The organism is Streptomyces sp. NPDC058653 (assembly GCF_042716895.1).
In the GTDB taxonomy this organism is placed as follows: Bacteria; Actinomycetota; Actinomycetes; order Streptomycetales; family Streptomycetaceae; genus Streptomyces.
In genome coordinates, this window is sequence record NZ_JBHXRM010000030.1 from 30752 (window position 1) to 52074 (window position 21323).

Below are 21323 nucleotides of genomic sequence, written 5' to 3' on the forward strand. Positions count from 1 at the left end.
TAACTTTCTAACTATCCCCTGGTTTATTTGGGGCAATCGTCAAACCTAATTGGTCCCCGGGGGTTTGGGGGGGGGGGGGGGGGGGGGGTCCCCCGCCCCCCCCCCCGCCCCCCGTCCGGCCGTCAGGACACCCGCGACACCGTGTACTCCCAGACGAGCAGCAGGTCCACCACCGCGTCCGGGTCGAGTCCGCCGTCCTTGAGCAGCCGTGGGTCCAGTTCCGCGAGCGGCACCGTCACCAGCCAGTCCTCGTCGCGTTCGGCGACCGGCCCGCCCGCGCCGGTGAACCGGGCGCGCGGCTGGCCCTTCAGCTGCGGATCGGCGGAGAGGGCCGCCTCCGTGGCCACCCCGCCCGGGGAGGTCAGGGTGACGGTCGGATCGGCCCTACCCTCCTCGTGAAAGCAGTCCACGTACCTCTCGGTGCCGCCCGGGACGAGATCGGTGGAGAGCACCAGGGCCAGTTGGGGCTCCGCGAGCGTGATCGTGTCGTCGCCGAACAGCCGCGGGAAGAACCGCTTGGACGCGGTGAACCGCAGCGACGGGGCGGTTCCGCTCACGAACCGGTACCACTGGTCGCCGAACTCCCGGCGTGCGCTGAAGCCCCGCAGCAGACCCTTTCCGCCATGGGCGTGCAGCCAGCCGTTCAGGCCCTCCCGGAGCTCCAGCGTGGCCCGCCCGGCGAGTTCGACCCCGCCCTCCCGCGCCGTGTAGCGCAGATGCATCACGACATCGGCGATCGACTCGTAGTCGAACTGCCGGAACTCGTCCGGGAGGCTCAGCCTCCACTCACTGATGACACCCGCCCCTTCGAAGGGCAGGAAGCGCTCGTCCCGCAGATTCGTCTCGAACATCCCGTTGTCGTCCTGGCCCGTGCTGGTCACGATCGACTGGGCGGGACCCGCGTAGTCTCGGAACCTGGCGTCGGCAGCCTGCCGCGCGTAGCGGTTGCCGGGCAGCCGGGGGTCGGCGCGCACACTGCTCCGGGTCAGAGTGGCCGTCAGATTCACACTCGTGTACGGGCCGCCGACGCAGGGCACCGTGAAGCTCACCGTCTTGATCCGCCGCAGATAGTGGCCCGGCGCGTCGAGGTCGAACAGCGCCTCCGGCAGCGACACGTAGCAACTGCCGGTCTCCTTGAGCGACAGCAGGGCGTTCGCGTCGAGCTGGGCCAGTGAGACCGCCTTGGTCAGTTCGAACTCACGCGCGTTCGACTCCAGATAGGCGGCGTCCAGCCGGTTCAGGTCCGCCGCGAGCCGCTCACCCGCGAGCAGGCCCTTGCGCAGGGTGTCCCAGTGACCGAACCGTACGAGGGGCGAACCGTCGCCGCCCAGCTCGTGCCGCATCCCGCGCTCGGCCCGCTTGGCCGTCTCGTACGCGAGCTGGTAGGCCTGGAAGTAGGTGGTGGACAGCTGCCCCACCATCCAGTCGTACAGCTCCTGTCCGGTGTACTTGTCGTACAGGAACCGGTCGGCCTCCCGTGTGTGGGCCGTCTGGAGATCGTGGTTGGCCAGCTCCCGCCGGGCGATGTCGTGGCGCACGACCGCGGCCGCGATCTGGGCGTCGAGGTTGGCCATCTCCGAATCGGCCTGCCCCGCCTGGAACTCCCACTCCTCGGAGCGCCGCTGGTACCCGGCGAGCGTCGCGGCGAGCGAGGCCCCGGAGTTGAGGGTGCCGGCGATCTGCGACAGCGAGCCCGAGAGGCCCTTGAGCGCCTCGCCGAGGTTGGTGCCGCCCCAGGTCACACCGATCGTCGTCGGCGAGCCGACCTTGAACTCCGGCAGGAGCCGCATGACGCTCACCGTCATGTCGATCGCCGCCGCGACGAACTGATGGCCGATGGCCAGATGGCTGAGGACCTCGTGCACCTTCTCGCCGGAGTTCATCGCCTCGCGGGTGGTGAAGTACTCCCGCTTCCCGGCCGCCCCCGCGCGTGCCTCCCGCAGCCCTGCCACCGTCTGGGCCGCCTCGTCGACCTGTGCCGTCCGCACGTCCCGGACCGCGTCGAGCAGGGCCGTCTCGTGCGTGGCGCGCAGCCGGGCCAGGGCCTCCGTGTCGCGCTTCTCCAGCGCGGCGAGGAGCTGCGAACCGAAGGACTTCACCTCGGCGTTGTACTCACGGGCCTTCGCGATCATGGTGGCGAAGCGGTAGTGGGGGAGTGGGCCGCCGATGTCCTCCAGTACGGACTGGAGGTCGGCCCCGGACGCGGCGGCGCGGGACAGCAGGGACGGATCGATCGGGGCACCGAACAGCTCCAGCTCCCGCCGGGTACCGTCGATGTCCTGGCAGTGCCGGACCTTGAACAGCCGGTCCTCGACCGTGTCCCAGTAGCCGAGCAGCTGGTCGTTGGGCGGGATACGGAAGTAGTCCAGCCAGCCCAGACCGAGACCGGGCGAGATCGTCGGGGACGGCGGTTCCTCCCCGCCGGCCGGGATCAGATGCTCGGCGGCCGTCACCGGATCCGGTGCCCTCCCGTCCCGGGCCCGCAGTTCGGCGTAGCTCAGCGGCGCCGGCTCCTCCCGCGCGGAGACCGTCTCGGGGCGCGGTCCGAGCAACTCCGCCGCCAGGACGTACATCTGGGTCGCCTGGTTCACCGACTCCAGCGTTCCCTCGCGGAAGAGCTGGTCACCCCAGGCGATCAGATTGTCCAGATACCTCATCACCACCGCCTTCTGATACGCGGTGGTGCGGAACTTGGCGATCACGTGCGGCTCGAAGGGGTTGGCCAGCCACTCCTCGACCCGGCGCCGCTCCTCCACGTTCCCCGAGGCGAGCCGCTCCAGAATCTCCTCGATCCGGTCCCGCTGGTAGTGCTTCTGCAGATGGAAGGGCTTGGTGATCCAGTACCGGGCCGGCGACTCACCTCCGTCCCGGGTGGTCGGGTCGAAGATCTTGTGAAACCACCGCTGGGCCTCGGCGAACCGGAGATTGGCGCTCAGCCGCTGCGCCATCAGCAGCGGGACATGGAAGAACAGCTCCCAGTTGTAGTCGGCGTAGGTCCCCTCCGGCGTGAAGTCCACCTCCGCCTCGGAAGGGCGCTCCGGGGACACCTCGTCCTTGGGAGCGTACGAGCCGAAGTCGAACAGAGGCCACTTGTCGCCCGGTGCGAGCTGGACCGCCCGGTCGAACAGCGCGTCCGTGCCGGAGCGGTTGAGGATACTCACGAACAGGTCGACGTGCGGGTGGTACATGGGAGTGAAGAGATAGCGTGGTCGGCTGAGCCGGGTGTCCGGCGTGATCAGGTAGCTGCGCGCCCCGTCGGTGAAGGCGGCCGAGTCGTAGAGCCAGCTCCCCGGCGCGGAGAAGGCGACGGGCAGCTGGAGCCGGAAGGGCTGCGCACCCTGGGGGTTGTCGAGCAGCAGCACACTTCCCCGGAACTGTGTCACCTCGGGTACGTGGAACTTCTCCCGCCGGTCGGGGGGTGTCCCGGGGAGCCGGTACTGGACGAACTCGTTGTTGAGGCTGAGCGAGTCCTCGGGCGGGAAAAGGATCTGTCCCCGGGTCGCGGCCTCAGGGGTCTCCCACTCGACCCACCTGGTGGGATCGACGCTGACCGACCCGGCGCGCGGACTGAAGCGGAACGCGCCGGAGACCACGCCGGGGCGCGGGTCGGGGTTGACGTACTCCCGCAGGTTCAGCACGCTCCACACCGTCAACTCCCCGATCGCCGGGTTGAGTTGCGGATAGAAGCGGTAGCGGCCCGTACCCGCGAAGGGGTCCGCGTCCGCCTTCGCCTGATCCTCCTCGCTCAGGGGCAGCGCGTACTTGAAGGTGTCGATGGTCTGCTTGGTGATCCGCTTCGCCTGCCACGCCCCGTTCGCGTACTGGGTCCAGTTGAGCTGGATCTTCCAGTACGTCGGCGGGGTCTGGATCGGCGTGTTCTCGCTGGGCAGGTCTGTGATCGCCTTGGAGTCTCCCGACTTGACGAAGGTCGGCCACAGCAGATGCAGCCGGTTGTTCCAGACCACGGGGACGAGGGCCGGTGTGTCGATGTCGAGTTCGATCTTCTCCCAGGGCGTCCACACCGTCCGGTTCTTGATCCACCGGCGGTGGTGGAAGGTACGCGGGGCCGAATCGGTGCACGCGAAGAGATGCACGATCTCGGTGCCGGTGGAACGGTCGTGGTAGATCCCGCAGGGCTGGAGGCGGGAGACCGTGTCGAGCCGCTCGACGTAGTTGCGGAAGACCTCGTCGAGATTCTCGGCGATCACCTCCTTCTGCATCAGCTCGTTCTGCAGGCCGGTGAAGAACGGGGACGCGCCGGCCCGCAGGTCGGGCTGGACATAGTTCTCCGGGTACAGGAAGACCTTCTGGTTCGCCTCCCACAGTCGGTAGCGCTTCATCCACTCCCACTGCTCCCAGGTGGAGTCGCCCCCGGGGAGCACCGGCGCCTCCAGTCCGAGCAGCACCCGCTGGACGAAGAGCTGGACCGTGTTGATCGCCTGCGCCGTACGGGTCGTGAGCAGACAGCCGCTCATCTCGACATCGAGCAGGAAATGGTCGAACAGGTCGTTGGTGTCGGCCCACAGCGGGGTCCCGTCACCGCCGCGCGGTGTGTTTCCGAGCAGATACGCCACCAGCGCGGCCCGCTGACGCTCGCGCAGCGCGTCCTGTACGGGCAGGGCGGCGGTGAGCCAGTCCTCGGGCGAGAACCGTGACTTGGCCGCCATCATCGCCGACTGCACCATGTCCATCGGCAGGCGCGAGGGGATCCAGGCGGCGGCGCGGGCCGCCGAGACGCCGAGCCGGCGCAGCAGCGACACCGCCGCGGCCACCTTGCGCAGGCCCCGTTCGTCGGCGAGTTCCCCCGGCACGGTGATCTCCACCATGCCGGCGGCGCAGAGCACCGCGAGGTCTTCATGGTTCCAGCCGGTCCGCTCGCTCAGCACACCCAGCACCCGGTCCCCGGACGCCCCCGCGCCCCGGCCCGCCGCGAGCGCGGCACCGAGCGTGGGCGAGCCGCCCGGGACCGGGCCGCGCAGGGCCAGCAGATCGAGCAGTCGCAGGAACGGCCGGTACAGAGGTGAGGCGCCGGTGACCCGCTCGGGCGGCAGCGCCGTCAGATCCAGCCAGCCGGCGCCCGTGGCGTAACCGATCACCCACGGCAGTTCCTTGCCCGTGACCCGCAGCCGCGACAGGGCCAGCGCGACCCGGTGGAGCAGCGACAGCGCGGTGAACTGGACGGGGAACCCCTGACGGGTGAGCGGCACCGCCTGGTCGCTGCCGACGAACGCGGGCGCCAGGAAGTCCAGTACGAGCGGTCCCGTCACCGACAGGGCCCGGAGCCATCCGCCGAGGAGGGCGTCGGCGGCGGCCGCGTCGACGCCGACCGCCTGCCCGAGCTGGAGCTTCACGGTCGTCTCGCCGAGCCTGCGCCGCAGCTCCGGCACGAGCACCGACAGGACGAGATGGAACCGGTCGGCGGCGGCCAGCGGCTGGTCGAACAGGGCGTCGGCCCGCGCCTGGTCCAGGAACCGGTTCTCCTCCTCCGGGGGTTGTTCGGCGGGTACGCGCTGGAGAAGGCTCACCGCCCTGAGGAAGTCCCCGTCCTCCGAGGCGGCGAGCAGCGCGTCGATCTCCTCCTGGACGAGCTGGCCGTGCGAGCAGAGCGCGCCCGCCGACGGATCGTGGAAGACCTTGCCCACGAGTTGGGGAGGCATCACCAGATCGGCCGGCAGGGCGCTCAGGGGGGTCGTGTACACGGGGATCCGATAGGCGTTCATCTGGGTGAGCACGAACTGGCGTGGCCCGGAGAACAGCTTCCGCACGGCGATGCCCCACAGCTCGCCGGAGCCCAGCGCGTACATCCGCTCCCTCTGGCCGAGCGTCATGGGACCGGTGAAGCGGAGCATGCCCTGCCCGTCGGGACCGGGCTCGAAACGGAGGGGGAGATCCGCCGGATACGGGCGGGCGCCGACGTCGTTGGCGATCGGGGCGGAGTAGACGGCGGTGCCGAGGAGGGTGTCGACCGCCTGCTCCACCCGGGCCGCGTCCCAGCCGAGCAGCGCCAGCTGCCTGCCCGTCAGCCCGCCTTTGTCGTCGGTGGTCCGGGCGGTCTGCTCGTACACGGCCCGCACCGCCGAGCGCAGGCCGGTGAGCACCGAGCCGAGGGTGGCGTCGGAGGGGACGGCCGTGCCCTCGGGCCCGGTCGTCGCGGTCAGTACGGCGTCGGCTTCGGCGACGGTGAGGCCGGCGGCCAGGATCGACTCCACCTCGTCGGCGAAGCGGACCGTGTCGGCGAGCGACGCGCGCACGGACGCGCCGGAGTCGCCGGCGCGCGGTGCTTCGCCGATCGGGCGGCCGTCCGCCAGTGGTGTCCCGCGCCGTCCCGGGTCCTCGTCAGGTACGGGCCGCAGCCGCAGGGGCCGGCCGGCGGGCAGTTCGGTCTCCCCGTCGTGGGCGGCGCTCCCGGCCGGTCCGCCGTGGGGGAGCGGGCCACGGCCCCGGAGTTCGAAGAGCCGCAGAAGATCCGCGACGGGCAGCCGGACGGCGCGCGCCAGCGTCACCGTCCGCAGCAGGGCGGAGAGGTTCGCCAGCGTCAGCCGGCTGTCCGCGACCACGGCGAGGGGCCCGTCGACGAGCAGGGCCAGCTCGCTGTCGGTCACCTCCAGGACCCCGAGCAGGGCGGCCGACACGGGCCAGGAGCGCAGGTCTCCCGCGCCCGCGATCTCCGTACGCTCCGCGTTGAGCGCGAAGGGGTTCGGGTCGCCCGGCATGGCGGCGATCACCGTGTCGTCGAGGAACAGCCGGTCGTACAGCGGGAGTTCGTCGCCCGTCCGGTACAGATGGGTGTCCACCACCCCGTACAGACACAGGACCCGGTCCACCGGCAGTCCGAACCGCTCGGCGAGGCGGCGCACCGCGACCAGACAGGCCAGGGTCGTGGAGGTCAGCTCTCCCGGCGTACAGGTGGCGATGGCCGCGTCGAGCCGGTGGGCGGGCCAGCCGAGCAGCGACCGCAGGCGCTCGAAGCGGTGCAGCCGTTCGAGGATCTCCGTACTGAGGCCGGTGATCCGCAGCAGACGGGTGTCGCACGGGTGGTCCGGATCGACCGGTTCGATCGCCACGCTCCCCGCCGGGTCGATGAAACGGGTGTCGAGGACCGATTCGAGCTCCGCGTAGTCCAGCCGGGCGGTGTCGAGCATCGCCCGCACCGTAGAGACGGAGTCCAGGAGCCGGTCCGGTGGCAGGTCCGCGGGTTTGCCGTAGAGGGAGGCCAGGGTGTGGACCGTCGCCGGGGTCTCGCCGGTGATGATCCGCATCGCGTCCAGGGTCGTGCCCAGCGTCTCCGCGACCACGTCGTCGGAGTCCGCCATGGCGGGGCGCAGTGTGGCCATCAGCTCCTCGCGCCGCACACCGAGCAGCCCGAGATGGGTCCTGGCCCGGTCCGACCAGAGGTCGTACGGCAGCGTCCACGGGTAGACGGCGGCGCCGAGCCGGTTGTACGCCGTGTGGTTGGTCCACTGCGGCTGGACCCGCAGATGGGCGGCGTCGCCGCTGCTCTGCCGCAGAGGGGCCTCCGTGGCGGGATCCCACGCCACGGCGCTCTCCAGCACCTCGTTCACAAGATCGATGTACGGCAGCTTGAGGTCGGTGTTGTCGCAACTGAGCTTCAGATGCCAGAGATCGGGGCGCCTGGCGTGGAGGGCGTCCGCCATGGGGCTCTCGCCCAGCTCACCGAAGGGGCCCGAGGAGGCCGCTCGCTTCAGGAAGTACAGCAGGTCCACGAGATAGGCGGGCTGGCTGTAGAGGGTGCGGCACTCCCTGCACGCGCAGCTGTCGGCGGACCCGAACAGCTCCACCCAGTCCGGGATCAGCGAGGTCTGCGGTTCGAGAGCGGGCAGCCACGGCACGTCGAACTGTCCGGCGGTTCGCAGGTCCGCCACCAGGTTGACGGCGGCGGCGTGGACGCGCAGCGCCCGCCCGTGGATCGCGTGCGCCTCCTGCTCGTCGAGGTGTTCCGCCATCCGCTCGGTGAAGGTCTCCCTGGCCAGCCCGGCGATGGCTGCCGACGAGGCGAAGCCCCGGTCCCGCAGCGCCCGTACGGCGTCGAAGCGCGGGGCCACCCGGTAGACGCGCTGGATGGCCGCCAGCTCCGGCCGAGCCAGTGCGTCCGGGACGGCGCGGGCGTCGACCGGGGTGCCGATCAGGTCGAAGTCCGGGTTCTCGGCGAGGAACCGGGCGGCGGGAGCGGTGTCCGGCCCCGGAGCGGTGGCGAGTCGATGGGCGATGTACGGGGTGGGATGGCTCCGTTCGACCCGGGCGCGCAGTTCCGCCGCGTACGCGGACGGGGACCTGGACAGGGCAGAGGACGACGGGGACGGGGACGAGGACCTCGGAGCGGAGGGCGAGGACGACCGGGCGGATTCCGGAGGCGGGCCGCCCGCCTCCGCCACGATCCCCTCCCACTGCCCGTCCAGGCGTACCAGATCCCGGGGGTGGTGCAGCTCTCCGCTGTCGAAACGCTCCAGGAGCGCGCCCACCAACTCGGGGTGACCGTCCGTCACGCGGCTGAGTTCGAGGGCAAGCCGCAGGCGTTCGGCCTCGGCCGGCGGCGCGCCGGCGTCGGCCGGGGCCCGTCGGGCGATGCCGTCGGGCCCCGCGTGGTCGAGATGGGCGGAGAACAGCCGCAGCCGTACCTCCGGGTCCGTGATCGTCATCGTGAACAGACGGGCCAGGGCGGGCGCCGGTGTCCCGCCCGTACCGTCCCCGGGGCTGAGCTGACGCGCGCGCACGGCGGCCACCAGACCGTCCGCGCCCTCCGCCGATCCGATGAGCCCGGCCTCCGCGGCGGTGACGAGCGCGGCCCGGACCGTGTCGGCGGGCAGCAGGGCGAGATCACCGGGATCGGACGGCAGGCCGCGCCGCAGCGCGCCGTAGAACAGTTCCGGCGACTCGCCCGTGGCGGCGGCGAGACGGGCCGCCGTCGAGAGATGGCCGATGTGCTCCGGGGAACGGCCGGTCGCGTGGGCGAGGAGCCCCACGTCGTCGGTGCTGAGCCCGGCCGGGTCGGCCCCGTCGAGCCGGGGTGTCACCGCCGCGAGGAGGCGGGCGTACTCGCTGCGGGGATCGGCGGGCAGGGCGACATCGACGACCTCCCGGGGGCCGGGAGCCGGACGGATCACCTCGGCGGTCCTGCCGTCGGGCGCCGTCACCCGCGCGACCAGACCGGCCGGGCCGTCGGGCGGCCGGTACTCCAGCCGGTAGCGGCCGTCGTTGCCCGTCCGTGTCTCACCGAGCCCGCTGGTGGAGCGGAGCCGCCACGAGGCGAGGGCGACCCGGGTGCCGGCGGGCGCCGGGCGCCCTTCGTCGGTGACGGTGCCGGTGACGACGTGAGGCGCCGGCGGTGGTTCGGCGTCGGGGCGGTGGACGGTGGCGTCGGTCATGACGCACTCCTCTTCGGCTGTTCGTGGTCGGTCGGGTCGGGGTGTCGGAAGTGCGTGCCGGGCCGGGTCGTGACGGTCCCGGGGGCTGCCCGTCGTCGGGTGGGTGGGTGCATGGGGCGGTGGGTCACATCCGCAGCAGGAACAACTCGCTGGTGGAGGTGAGCTGGTGGTATCCGCCGGCGCGGGTGGCCGGGCCGGTGCGCTCCGCCCCGCCCGCGACGAGCACCCGGCCGTCGGCGAGGAGCGTCGCGGCGAAGTCGACACGCCCCACCGCCATTCCCCGCTCCCGGGTCCAGGCCCCGACGCCCGGGTGGTAGCGCGCGGCAGCGCGCAGACCCGCCTCGCCAAGGGCGCCGTTGGTGCCGCCGACGACCATCACCTCCCCGGTCGGGAGCAGTACGGCATGGTGCATCGCCGTGCCGAACGGCATGTCGGCCGTCCGGCTCCACACACCTGCGACGGGGTCGAAGCGTTCGGCGGTGGCCCGGCTGTACGGGTCGGGGCGTCCCTGGACCCCGCCGTCCGGGTCACCGCCCCCGGTGGCGAGGACCGTGCCGTCGGTCAGCGCGGTGAGCCGGTGTCCCGTACGGGGAGTGGTGAGAGCACCCGTGGAGGTCCAGCGGCCGGTCGCGGGGGAGTACCGCTCGCAGCCGGCGAGGCCGGCGCCACCCGGCCAGCCGCGGCCCGTCACCACCCAGCCGCCCGCCACCAGCACACCGCCGTCGGGCAGCGGCACGGCGGGGTGGAAGGAGCGGGCGTCGTCCATCGGCCCGGTCGGCGTCCAGGCACCGCTCTCCGGATCGAAGATCTCGGCCGAGAGGAGGGCGCGTTCACTGTCCGACGAGCGAGCCGCGCTGCCGCCGGCGACGAGCACCCGGCCGTCCGGCAGCGGCGTCGCGGAGTGCCCGTACCGTCCCCCGTGCATCGGACCGGTCTGCGACCAGCTCCGCTCCACCGGGTCGTACACCACCGCCGTGTCCAGCGCGGGGACCGGGAAGCCCGACGAGCCGTACCCGCCCGCGACCAGGACGCGTCCGTCGGCGAGCGCGGTGGTCGAGTGCATTCTGCGCGGCTCCGGGAGCGGCGTGGCCGTCCGCCAGACCCCGGCACGCGGGTCGTAGAGCGCGGCGCCGTCCTGCGCGGTGAGCCGGCCGTCCCCGCCGCCCGCGATCATGACGCTTCCTTCCCTGAGCAGTACGGCTCCGCTCTGGGCGCCGAACAGGTTGCGCTCCCAGGGCAGTTCGCCGGTCGGCGCCCAGCTCCCCCCGCTCATGGCGTGAACACCTCCGCCCTCGCGGCCGGTACGTCCTCGCCCGGTCGGGGAGCCGGGGCGCCTGTCCGCGAGACACCCCCGATGGCGAGCACCCGTCCGTCGAGCAGCACCGTCGCGCCGAACGCCCAGCGGCCGGTGGCCATGGGGCCCGCCGGCCGCCAGTGGCGCGTCCCGGGGCTCCATCGCAGTGTGCTCGCGAACCCCACGTCCAGGCAGGAGTTCTCCGTCCCTCCGCAGACCACCACCTCACCAGTGCCCAGCGGCAGCGCGCGGTGGTAGCCGCGCCCCCACGGCAGCGACGGCCCGTCGCGCCACTGCCCGGCGGCGACGTCGTAGATCTCCGTGCCCGCCAGGCTGAACGGGTGAAAGCGGGCGTCGTCCGCCCTGTCGGTGTGGGCGCCGCCGACCGCGAGAACGGAACCGTCGGGGAGGGGCACCGCCTGGTGGGTGGCGCGGGCGGCGCGCATTGAACCTGTCGGCGACCAGGTCCCCGTGTCCGGGTCGTACAGCTCGCACAGCCCGAGCGCCGGGCTCGCGCCGTGCTGTCCGGTGGCGGTCAGGCCGCCCACCGCGAGGACGCGGCCGTCGGGCAGCAGGACCGTCAGATGGTGCCAGCGGGGCAGGGCCATCGCGCCGGTCGGCTCCCAGACCTCCCGCTCCGGGTCGAACACCTCGGCCGTGGCGAGCGTGCCCATGCCACGGGGCGGACGCGGGCGCTGACCGCCCGTCACGAGCACGCGCCCGTCCGCGAGCACCGTCGCCGCGTGACCCTGACGGGTCTCTCCCATGGGCGCCGTCGCCGTCCACGCCTCGCCGACCGGGTCGAACAACTCCGCGTGGTCCACCGCCGGCTGCGGAAAGGCCTGCGGCCCGGGGATACCCCCGGCGGCGAGCGCGCGGCCGTCGCACAGCGCGGTGAGGGAGTGCATGCGCCGGTCCTGGAGCAGCGGGGCGGTCGATGTCCAGGTGTTCCCGACCGGGTTGTAGAGGCTGGAGGTGTCCAGCGAGAGCAGCAGCCGCCCCGCGCCGCCCGCGGCGAGCGCCCGGCCGTCCCGCAGCGTGACCGGTCCCTCGTACTGTCCGTGCCGGTAGACGAGCGGTACGGACAGCTCCCCGGCGTCCGTCCAGGCGCCCCGGACCTCCGGCGGGGCCTCCATCGGCGCACCCGCCCTCGATCCCGTGCCGGCTCCCGCCCCAGCGTTCGCTCCCGGCACAGCGCCCGCTCCCGGCCCGGCGCCCGCTCCGCCCGCCAGTAGGTCGCGCACTCCCACTCCTCCCCTCCTCTCGAACCGTGCGCCGGTGGGGCGTGCGGTCAGGGCGTGTAGATCTCGGTGGTGGCGGTGACCCGGTCCTCGCCCAGGACCGGCGCCGCCGCCCCGGAGTGGGTGAGACCGCCGAGGACCAGGACACGGCTGCCGCCGAGAGCGATCGCGGCCGGGGCCCAACGGCCCTCGACCATGGGGATCTCGGCGGACCAGGCCCGCGCGTCGGGGTCGTAGCGGACGGCGTTCTGATATCCGACGGCGAGCGACGAGTCGTCCGTGCCGCCGAGGACGAGCACGGCGCCCGATTCCAGGAGAAGGGCGCGGTGATGACTGCGGCCCCAGGGCATGTCCGCGTCCGCGGTCCATCTCCCGGAGTCCGGGTCGTACCGTTCGGTGGTCCACTGGCTGTACGGGTCGTACAGCCAGTCCGTCTCCCGGAACCCCTTCATGTCCCCTCCCGTGACCAGCACGTCGTCATCGAGGAGGAGCGTGGCCTGGTGCCCCTTGCGGGCCGAGGCGAGCGTGCCGGTCGGTGCCCAGGTGGAGTCGTCGGGGTTGAACAGCTCGCAGTGGCCGAGCGCCGCGTAGCTCCCGCGGCCGACCGCGAGGGCCCCGCCCACCAGCAGCACCCGCCCGTCCCTCAGCCGGAGCGCCGGGTGGCCGAAGCGGGCGTCCGTCATCGGGGCCCGCACCGTGGTCCACCGCCTGCTGTCGGGGTCGTACAACTCCGCGGACCGCAGGGTGCGCAACGTGTGCGCGTCACGGCCCGTGCAGCCGCCCGCGACCAGGACCCGGCCGTCCTCCAGGGCCGTCGCCGAGTGGGAGAACCGGGGCTGGCTCAGCTCGCCCACGGGCGACCAGCCGCCGCTGCCGGGGTCGTACACCTCCGCCGACGCCAGGCCGGTCGTGGGAACTCCGGGCCCCTCCCCGAGACCGCCGACCGCCAGCACCTGGCCGGTCCCGAGCCGGGTCAGCGTGTGCAGGCGCCGGGCCTGCCCCAGCGGTCGCTTGGAGGTCCAGAGCCCGGTCGCCGGGGCGAACACCGCGCTCGCGTCGGTCGGCATCCGCCGACCGTCCTCACCACCGGCGAGCAGGACGTCGCCGTCACCGACCGGCGCCGCCGCGTCGGCCGGCTGCGCCCAGAAGCCCGCGTACGGCATCCCGGGCGCCGGGCGCCAGCTCCCCGGGGGAGCCGCCGTGGCGGCACGCGCCGGCCCGGGCCGGGGGCCGCGCCCGCTCGGCGGGTACGTCACGATGCCCCCGTCGGGGGGCGGGGCGGTGCTTCGCTCGGTTCCCACACGGTGCCGGACCTCATTTCGTCGGCCCGTTACTCCCCAGCCGCCCGGCCGCGGACACGCCACATCACTCGTATGGAGTAGGGAGAAAGTGGCCCTCGTCTCGCCGTGGTAGAGGCCCGCCGTCCGGCTCCGGGCCGGGGGCCGGCGCCGGAGTCGCTTAAGCTCGCACCATGGCCGCTGAGAACTCCGCGACGTCCCGGCTCCCCGAGGGCGCGGGCGACGCGTTCCGGGTGGACTGCCCGGGGCGTGTCGTGCTCGACCATGTGACCAGCCGCTGGGGCGTGTTGATCCTCGCCTCGCTGCGCGAGCGGCCGCTGCGCTTCTACGAGGTACGGGACCGGGTCGGCGGGATCAGCGAGAAGATGCTCTCGCAGAACCTGCGGATCCTGGGCCGGGACGGGCTCGTCGCCCGCGAGGTGGAGCCCGCGCTGCCGCCCAAGGTCAGTTACTCCCTGACGCCCCTGGGGCAGGAGTTGGCGCATCCGCTCCAGAGCCTGATCGACTGGATCTCGGCCCGCACGCCCGCGATCGTGGAGGCGCAGCGCGCCCACGACACCGCTTCCTGAGCCGGGGCGGCACTCAGAGGTTCGCCGGAGCGGACGGCCTTCCGGGCTCGTCCGGCTCGGGGTCCAGGCCCAGCAGCCCGCACAGGACCGAGGGATCACGGCAGACCAGCAGCGCCCCCGCGAGCCGCAGGGCCAGGTCCGAATGGGCCACCTGATCCGGGGGCCGGGGCGCCCGATGTGCCGCCCGACCGGTCGCCGTCCGCCGTGTCTCGTTCGCCGCCATGGCCAACTCCCTTCCCGTCGTACGTTCCTGGCGCCCACGGCCTGGCGCCGTGCACCGCCGATCCTTCTCCCCGGCACTGGAGCGCCGGTCGAATCCGCCTCCAACGGGGCTCCTCCACCGACCCTTGAGCCGCTTTCGAGGCCGCCTCCCGATGCTCGGGGGGACCGGAGGTTCTCCTCAGCAGGCGGGAGCGGACAATGAGCACGCAGACACCCCGGACCGCGGTGGTCATCGGCACCGGCACCATCGCGCTCGGCTGGATCGCCCTGTTCGCCGCCCGGGACCTGCGGGTGCGGGTCAGCAGCACCCGCCCCGACGCGCCGGAGTACGTCGCCGGGGCGATCCCGCGATACGCGGCCACGCTGCCCGACGGGGCGGTGGACCCCGCGGCGCTCCTCGACCGGATCACTTTCGTGCCGGAGGTACGGGACGCGGTCGGCGACGCCGACGTCGTACAGGAGAACGCACCCGAGGACCTGCCGCTGAAACAGAAGCTGTTCGCGCGCGTGGCCGACGCGGCACCGTCCGGAGCGCTCCTGCTGTCGTCCACCTCCACTCTTCTGCCCGACCAACTGGGCGCCGAACTCGCCGAACCCGGCCGGGTCGTCATCGGCCACCCCTTCAACCCGCCGCACATCGTGCCGCTCGTCGAGGTCGTCGGCTCCCCTGGCTCCGACCCGGCCCTCGTGGCCCGGGCCGTCGACTTCTACCGAGGCCTCGGCAAGAGCCCCGTGGTGCTGCGCCGGGCACTGCCCGGGTTCGTCGCCAACCGCCTCCAGGCGGCGCTCCTGCGCGAAGCCGTCCACCTCGTCCGCGAAGGCGTGGTGACCGTGGACGAGCTGGACACGGTCGTCACCTCGTCCATCGGCCAGCGCTGGGCGGTCGTCGGGCCCTTCGAGGCCTTCCATCTGGGCGGCGGCCCCGGCGGACTGCGCCACTGGTTCGCGCATCTGGGCGCCGGACTCGAACGCGGCTGGGAGTCACTGGGCCGGCCCCCGGCCGACGAGGAGACCGTCGAGACGATCCTCGCCCAGGCCGAACGCGGCTTCGCCCGCCACCCGTACCCGGAACTGGCCGCCCGCCGCGACCGACGGCAGAACGCGGTCATCGCCGCCCTGCGCGCCGAGGGCCGGGCGTGAGCGAATCGCCGCGCACCCACCCGGCCGCCCCCGCCCCCGCCCAGGACGCCTTCCTCGCCTCTTGGGAGCAGTGGCGCGTCGCCCGTCTCACCCAACTGCGCGAGCCCTACGGCATCCTGTCGCCCGTCGGACTGCACTGGCTGGGCACCCAACCCCAGAGCCATCCGGGGGTGCCCGGGCTGTGGTGGGTGACGGCCGGCGGAGTCCGGGCGCGTGCCACCGCCGCCGAGGCACTGCGGGTCGACGGTGTCCTGGTCGACGGCGAGGTGCCCGTACGGTCCGAGGGGATCGTGCCCCCGCCCGGCGGCGCCGTCCAGGTGACCAGCGGCGAACTGCGCGTCGACGTACTCGCGTTCCCCGAGACCGGGGGACAGGAGACACGCTGGGCCCTGCGCCCCCGCTCCCCCCGCTCCCCGGCGCTGCGCCGCTTCCGTGACGTACCGGCCCTGCCGCCCCGTCCCGAATGGGTCACGCGCGCCGTCTTCGCCTCCTACCCGCAGCCCCGGCGCCAGGTGCTGGCCACCGCGCTGGACACCGTACGCAGGGAGTTCTCCATCCCGGGCCGGCTGCTCTTCCGGCTGGCGGGACGTGAACTGGCCCTGGAGCCCTACGGCGGCCGGGAGGACCTGCTGAACATCCCCTTCCGGGATCTGACGAGCGGCGCCACGACCTACGGCGCGGCCCGGGTGCTGTACGCCCGCAGGCCCGCGGGGGCGCTGCGCGACGGGCAGGAGGTCGTCCTGGACTTCAACCGCGCCATCAACCCGCCGTGCGCCTTCACCCCGTACGCCTCCTGCGCCCTGCCGCCCACGGGCAACACCCTGCCCATCGCCGTGGAGGCGGGCGAACTCACCCCTGTGCTCTGACCGTCACCGGCCCCCGGCCCGGACGCGGACGCCCCGGCCCACGGCCCGCACGGACACCGACCACGCACATGCGAGAAAGCGAGGACACCACCCATGCGCCCACGCCTGTCCAGGTCACCCGTCCCCGTCGCGGTCGCGGCCCTGATCGCGCTCACCGGCTGTTCGGGCGGCGCCGACGGCGGCGCCCGCCCGGGACAGCCCCGTGACGGCGGCACCCTCCGACTCGGTCTCGACCACGACCCGGTCTGTCTGGACCCGCAGCAGTCCGCGCTCGGGCAGAGTCTCGACATCGGACGCCAGGTGGTGGACTCCCTCACCGACCAGGACCCGCGCACCGGCAAGACCGTGCCCTGGCTCGCGACCTCCTGGAAGAGCGACGAACGGGCCACCCGCTTCACCTTCACCCTCCGCCCCGGGGTCACCTTCAGTGACGGCGAACCGCTCGACGCGAAGGCGCTCAAGGCGAACTTCGACGCCGTGCACCGGCTGGGCCCCGCCCTGTCGCGCGGAGCCGTCCATCTCTCCGGCTACCGGGAGACCCGGGTCGAAGGACCTCGTACGGCCACGGTCCTCTTCGCCACGCCCAACGCCCAGTTCCTGCGCGGGACATCGACCGTCTCCCTCGGACTGCTCTCCCCGCGTTCGCTGGCCCGCAGCCCGCGCGAGCGGTGCACGGGGGAGATCCGGGGCACCGGCCCCTTCACGCTCGACACCTACCGCGCCAACACCTCCGTCACGCTGAACCGACGCCCTGGATACGACTGGGGCTCTCCGCTGTGGGCCCGGCGGGGCGGCGCGTACCTGAAGAGCGTCGAGTACCGCGTTGTACCGGAGAACACCACCCGCTCCGGGAGCCTGTCCTCGGGCCAGCTCGACGTGGCGACGGCCGTCGCGCCCCAGGACACGGCACGGTTCGAGGGCGGCGGGTTCGCGCTGCTGCGCCGCACCGGTCCCGGCGTCCCGCTCGCTCTCCACGTCAACACCGCCCGCCCGGCGCTCGGCGACGTCCGGGTCCGGCGCGCGCTCCAGAAGGGAATCGACCGCGAGGCGATCGCCCTGGCCTTCCTCAGCTCTCCCCGACTTGCCGCGAGCGGCGTCCTGTCCTCGACCACACCCGACTACACCGACCTCGGCGCCCGTCTCGGCCATGACCCGGACGGCGCGAAACGTCTGCTCGACGCGGCCGGCTGGCGCCCCGGACCGGACGGTGTTCGCGTCAAGGAGGGCGAACAACTGCGTCTGGACGCCGTCTTCGTACGCCAGCAGAGCCTGGAACTGGTCCAGCAGCAGCTCAAGGAGATCGGTGTGCGGCTGGAGTTGCGGCCGCTCACCGTCTCCCGCTTCCCGCAGGTGCTCGGCTCCGGCGAGTACGACCTCAGTCTGCAGAGCGCCAACCGCGCCGACCCCGACGTGCTGACCACGGTCTTCACCGAGCAGAACCCCGTCCCCGACCGCGCCCTGCGCGCCGATCTGCGCCGGGCGTCGGCCTCCGCCGACGACGCCGAGCGCGAGCGGATCTTCGGCCGGGTCCAGACCCGGCTCGTCGAGGACGCCCACGTACTGCCTCTGAACGAGGTGGAGGTGACCGTCGCCCGCAGCGACCGGGTGCACGGCCTGGGGCTCGACGCCTCCAACCGGCTGCTGCTGCACGACACCTGGATCGGCTGATGCCGCGGTACGCCCTGCGCCGGACCGGACGGGTGCTGTTCGTGGTCTGGGCCTCCTACACGCTGACCTTCGTCGTCCTGTTCCTGCTCCCCGGGGACCCGGTGCAGACGATGCTCAGCGGCGCCTCCGGAAGCGGGAGCGCCGTGGACCCCGAACAGGCCGCCGGGCTACGGCACCAACTCGGCCTCGACCGGCCCGTCGCCGAGCAGTACGTGTCGCTGCTCACGCACGCGCTGCGCGGCGACCTCGGGGTGTCGATCCGCAGCGGCGCGCCGGTCACCACCACCCTCACCGACGCCCTGCCGGACACGCTGGCCGTCGCCGGACTCGCCCTTCCACTCAGCGTGCTCGTCGCGCTGCTCCTCGCCGTGGGTGGCGCCTGGCCCCGGTCGGCGGCGCTGCGGCGCGCCGCCACCGCACTGCCCTCCCTCGGCACCGCCGTCCCCAGCTTCTGGCTCGGGCTGCTGCTCATGCAGTGGGTGTCCTTCCGCTGGGGGCTGCTGCCCGCGACCGGCGGCGGGCGCTCGCCCGCCGAGACCCTGCTCCCCGCCCTCACCCTGGCCGTCCCCGTCGGCTGTGTGCTCGCCCAGATCCTCGGGCGGGGGCTGCGGTACGCGCTGGCGCAGCCGTACGCCGACGTCGCGCGGGCCCGGGGCGCGGGGCGGGCGAGGCTGCTGTTCGGGCACGCGCTGCGCACCGCTTCGGTGCCCGCCGTGGCGATGCTCGGTGTCGTGTGCGGACAGCTCCTCGCCGGCGCCGTACTCGTGGAGACGGTGTTCGCGCGCGACGGGGTGGGCCGCGTCGCGGTGGACGCGGTCACCCATCAGGATCTGCCCGTGGTGCAGGGCGTGGTGGCGCTGGCCGCCGCCGTCACCGCGCTCGCGAACCTCGCCGTGGACCTGGCGATCCCGCTGCTCGATCCCCGCACGGCGACGGAGGTCCCCCATGCGGGGTGACGCGCTCGACCGCATCCTCACCGGTCCCGCCGCAGTGGCCGACCGTATGCCCGAGGGGCCCGCCGGACCGGGCGGAACCGCCCCCGGGGCGCGCGGGGAGAGGGACGCGGAGCCCGCGCGGCGCCGGTTCGGGCCGTACCGGATCCTGCGCCGCCCCGGGCTCCTCCTCTGTGTGCTCGTCCTCACGGTCGCCCTCGCCTGGGCCCTCGCGCCCGGTCTCTTCACCGGGGCGGACCCCCTGCGGGCCGACCCGGCGCACCGGTTGCTGCCGCCCGGGGCCGGACACCCCTTCGGCACCGACCATCTGGGCCGCGACCTGTACGCCCGGGTGGTGCACGGCACCGGGCTCTCGCTGTCCGCCGCGCTCCTTGCCGTGGGGTTCAGCCTGCTGGTGGGCGGAGTGCTCGGCGCGGTCGCGGGCACGGCGGGGCGGGCCGTCGACACGGTGGTGATGCGGCTGGTGGACGTCCTGCTCGCGGTGCCGGGCCTGTTGCTGTCCCTCGCCGTGGTCTCGGCCCTCGGCTTCGGCACCGTCCAGGTGGCCGTCGCCGTCGGCGCGGGCGGCGTCGGGGGGATCGCCCGGGTCACCCGGGCCGAGGTGCTGCGCGTCGCGGCGGCCGACTACATGGACGCCGCCCGGCTGGCCGGCGTACCGGGCCCGCTGATCCTGCTGCGGCACGTCGTCCCGAACGCGGCCCCGCCGGTCCTGGTCCTGGCCGTCCTGGAGTGCGGCACCGCCGTCCTCGGCGTCGCGGCGCTCGGCTTCCTCGGCTTCGGCACTCCGCCGCCGGCCCCGGAGTGGGGCGCGCTGATCTCCGGCGGCCGTGACTATCTGACGGCGGCGTGGTGGCTCACCACACTGCCGGGGCTCGTACTCGTGGCGCTGGTGACCTCCCTGCAACGGGTGGGCCGTGCCCTGGAGCGGGAGGAACGGGAGCGGAGCTCATGACGTCTTCACAGCGGTATCCCTGCGAACCGGCGTCCGAAGCGGCGTCCGAGGCGGCGTCCGAAGCGGCGTCCGCGCCGTCCTGCGAACCTTCCTCCGAGCCGGCGCCCGAACCGCCGGGGACGGCGGTGTCCGACGTGGTCCCGCCGGCCCTCGAAGTGAGCGGGCTGCACGTGACGTACGGGAACCGGACGGTCCTTCAGGACGTCGCGCTGAGCGTCGCGCCGGGGGAGGTGTTCGCCGTGCTCGGGGAGTCCGGCTCGGGCAAGAGCACCCTGGCCCAGGCCGTGCTGGGGCTGCTGCCCGTCGGCGGCAGGGTGGCGTCGGGGCGTATCGCCGTGGCGGGCACCGAGGTCACCGGCCGCTCCCCGCGCGAACTGCGCGCCCTGCGCGGCGCCGTGGTCGCGCTCGTGCCCCAGGACCCCGCCGCCTCCTTCGACCCGCTGGTACGGGTGGGGGACCAGGTCGTGGAGAGTCTGCGCGCCCACGGTCTCGCCGGACGGCGCGCCGCGCGCGAACGGGCGGTGGACCTGCTCGCCGAGGCGGGCATCGACGATCCGGTGCGGGTGGCGCGGTCCTATCCGCACACCCTCTCCGGCGGACAGCGCCAACGGGCCCTGATCGCCGCGGCGTTCGCGGCCCGGCCCCGGCTGGTCGTCGCCGACGAGCCCACCAGCGCGCTCGACGCCACCGTACGGCGCCGGATCATGGACCGGTTCGCCGAGGTGGTGGCGGAGTGTGGCACCGCGCTGCTGCTGATCACGCACGACTTCGCCCTCGCCAGGGAGCGGGCCGACCGGGTGGCGGTGCTCTCCGGGGGCCGGGTCGTCGAGACCGGCCCGGCCGCGAGCGTGCTGGACGCTCCCGCCCACCACCTCACCCGCGGCCTCGTCACGGCGGCCCGGCCGGCGCGGCGGGCGGCGCGTACCGAGCCGGAGGGCGCGCCCGTCCTCGTTGCCGAGGACCTGGTGAAGGAGTACCGGTCCGGCCGGGGGCAGCCGCTGCGCGCGGTCGACGGGGTCGGATTCACCGTGCGGGAGGGCGAGTTCTTCGGACTGGTCGGCGAGTCCGGCTCAGGCAAGTCGACCACGGCCCGGCTGGTGACCGGTCTGACCCCGCCGACCTCGGGCAGGCTGGAGCACGCGCCGTCGCCGGTCCGCCCGCAACTCGTCCAGCAGAGCCCGTACGCGGCGTTCGACCCCCGCTGGAGCGTGCGCCGTCTCATCGAGGAGCCGCTGCGCGCCAGGGGCGACGGGGCCGCCCGCCGTCGCGAACGGGTGCGGGACCTGCTGGAGTTGACCGCGCTCGACAGCGACCTGCTGAACCGGCGCCCGGCCGAGCTCTCCGGCGGCCAGCGCCAGCGCGTCGCGCTCGCCCGTGCTCTGGCGCCGGGACCCCGGCTGCTGGTGTGCGACGAGCCGGTGTCGGCGCTGGACCCCCTCGCGCAGCGCCGCGTCGTCGAGCTACTGACCGGGCTGCGCGCCGAGTTGGGGCTCACCTGCCTGTTCATCTCCCACGAGCTGCACGTGGTGCGTCAGCTGTGCGACCGGGTGGCCGTCATGCGGGCCGGGCGGCTGGTGGAGTCGGGCTCGAGCGCCGACGTGCTGGAGACCCCTCGGCACCCGTACACCAGGGAACTCCTCGACGCGGAGGCCGTACGACCCACGACTCGCCGGGCGGGGTGATGTGCGTCACACCGCTACGGCGTCCCGATCGGAGGGCCTGCATGCCTACGTGGAG

The 21323-nt window shown here is 73.5% G+C and carries 12 protein-coding genes; 7 read left to right on the forward strand and 5 right to left on the reverse strand.

Going from position 1 to position 21323, the window contains the following annotated elements:
• Positions 1-122 precede the first annotated feature (122 nt).
• From ACFWU9_RS24135 to ACFWU9_RS24150, 4 genes are all read right to left on the reverse strand, one after another.
• The gene (locus ACFWU9_RS24135; RefSeq protein WP_384321703.1) at positions 123-9383 is read right to left on the reverse strand and encodes a neuraminidase-like domain-containing protein; all 9261 of its coding nucleotides are present in this window, start codon (positions 9381-9383) and stop codon (positions 123-125) included.
• Between the two features lie 124 nt (positions 9384-9507).
• Positions 9508-10656, reverse strand: a complete 1149-nt coding sequence (locus ACFWU9_RS24140; RefSeq protein ID WP_384321705.1) for a Kelch repeat-containing protein — start codon at positions 10654-10656, stop codon at positions 9508-9510.
• The gene (locus ACFWU9_RS24145) at positions 10653-11813 is read right to left on the reverse strand and encodes a Kelch repeat-containing protein (protein ID WP_384321707.1); all 1161 of its coding nucleotides are present in this window, start codon (positions 11811-11813) and stop codon (positions 10653-10655) included. Before ACFWU9_RS24145 ends, ACFWU9_RS24140 begins: the two co-directional genes overlap by 4 nt.
• 155 nt (positions 11814-11968) lie before the next feature.
• The gene (locus tag ACFWU9_RS24150; RefSeq protein WP_384321709.1) at positions 11969-13219 is read right to left on the reverse strand and encodes a Kelch repeat-containing protein; all 1251 of its coding nucleotides are present in this window, start codon (positions 13217-13219) and stop codon (positions 11969-11971) included.
• A 170-nt stretch (positions 13220-13389) separates the two neighbouring features.
• On the opposite strand from ACFWU9_RS24150, the gene ACFWU9_RS24155 reads away from it, so the two are divergent.
• Positions 13390-13785: a winged helix-turn-helix transcriptional regulator gene (locus tag ACFWU9_RS24155; protein WP_384321711.1), complete on the forward strand. Its 396-nt coding sequence runs from the start codon at positions 13390-13392 to the stop codon at positions 13783-13785.
• A 13-nt stretch (positions 13786-13798) separates the two neighbouring features.
• Here the strand turns inward: ACFWU9_RS24155 and ACFWU9_RS24160 are convergent, their stop codons facing one another.
• The gene (locus ACFWU9_RS24160) at positions 13799-13936 is read right to left on the reverse strand and encodes a hypothetical protein (RefSeq protein ID WP_384321713.1); all 138 of its coding nucleotides are present in this window, start codon (positions 13934-13936) and stop codon (positions 13799-13801) included.
• A gap of 269 nt (positions 13937-14205) precedes the next feature.
• On the opposite strand from ACFWU9_RS24160, the gene ACFWU9_RS24165 reads away from it, so the two are divergent.
• The 6 genes from ACFWU9_RS24165 (at position 14206) to ACFWU9_RS24190 (ending at position 21268) form a co-directional block, all read left to right on the forward strand.
• On the forward strand, positions 14206-15147 hold the full coding sequence (locus ACFWU9_RS24165; protein WP_384321715.1) for a 3-hydroxyacyl-CoA dehydrogenase NAD-binding domain-containing protein: 942 nt from the start codon (positions 14206-14208) through the stop codon (positions 15145-15147).
• Positions 15144-16013: a DUF1684 domain-containing protein gene (locus ACFWU9_RS24170; RefSeq protein ID WP_384321717.1), complete on the forward strand. Its 870-nt coding sequence runs from the start codon at positions 15144-15146 to the stop codon at positions 16011-16013. The genes ACFWU9_RS24165 and ACFWU9_RS24170 overlap by 4 nt, the downstream gene beginning before the upstream one ends.
• Before the next feature lie 93 nt (positions 16014-16106).
• Complete coding sequence (locus tag ACFWU9_RS24175; protein ID WP_384321719.1) at positions 16107-17681, forward strand: ABC transporter substrate-binding protein; 1575 nt, start codon at positions 16107-16109, stop codon at positions 17679-17681.
• Positions 17681-18637 (forward strand): ABC transporter permease, encoded by a 957-nt coding sequence (locus ACFWU9_RS24180; RefSeq protein WP_384321721.1) that lies wholly within the window; start codon positions 17681-17683, stop codon positions 18635-18637. Before ACFWU9_RS24175 ends, ACFWU9_RS24180 begins: the two co-directional genes overlap by 1 nt.
• Positions 18627-19586 carry an ABC transporter permease gene (locus tag ACFWU9_RS24185; RefSeq protein ID WP_384321723.1) on the forward strand — a complete coding sequence of 320 codons (960 nt, stop codon included), beginning with the start codon at positions 18627-18629 and terminating at the stop codon, positions 19584-19586. The genes ACFWU9_RS24180 and ACFWU9_RS24185 overlap by 11 nt, the downstream gene beginning before the upstream one ends.
• Positions 19583-21268 carry an ABC transporter ATP-binding protein gene (locus ACFWU9_RS24190; protein WP_384321725.1) on the forward strand — a complete coding sequence of 562 codons (1686 nt, stop codon included), beginning with the start codon at positions 19583-19585 and terminating at the stop codon, positions 21266-21268. Before ACFWU9_RS24185 ends, ACFWU9_RS24190 begins: the two co-directional genes overlap by 4 nt.
• Positions 21269-21323 lie beyond the last annotated feature (55 nt).

Coding starts and splice junctions, on each gene's coding strand:
- ACFWU9_RS24190 (WP_384321725.1), top strand. CDS start 19,583: ATGACGTCTTCACAGCGGTATCCCTGCGAACCGGCGTCCGAAGCGGCG.
- ACFWU9_RS24185 (WP_384321723.1), top strand. CDS start 18,627: ATGCGGGGTGACGCGCTCGACCGCATCCTCACCGGTCCCGCCGCAGTG.
- ACFWU9_RS24140 (WP_384321705.1), bottom strand. CDS start 10,656: ATGAGCGGGGGGAGCTGGGCGCCGACCGGCGAACTGCCCTGGGAGCGC.
- ACFWU9_RS24165 (WP_384321715.1), top strand. CDS start 14,206: ATGAGCACGCAGACACCCCGGACCGCGGTGGTCATCGGCACCGGCACC.
- ACFWU9_RS24180 (WP_384321721.1), top strand. CDS start 17,681: ATGCCGCGGTACGCCCTGCGCCGGACCGGACGGGTGCTGTTCGTGGTC.
- ACFWU9_RS24145 (WP_384321707.1), bottom strand. CDS start 11,813: ATGGAGGCCCCGCCGGAGGTCCGGGGCGCCTGGACGGACGCCGGGGAG.
- ACFWU9_RS24155 (WP_384321711.1), top strand. CDS start 13,390: ATGGCCGCTGAGAACTCCGCGACGTCCCGGCTCCCCGAGGGCGCGGGC.
- ACFWU9_RS24135 (WP_384321703.1), bottom strand. CDS start 9,383: ATGACCGACGCCACCGTCCACCGCCCCGACGCCGAACCACCGCCGGCG.
- ACFWU9_RS24175 (WP_384321719.1), top strand. CDS start 16,107: ATGCGCCCACGCCTGTCCAGGTCACCCGTCCCCGTCGCGGTCGCGGCC.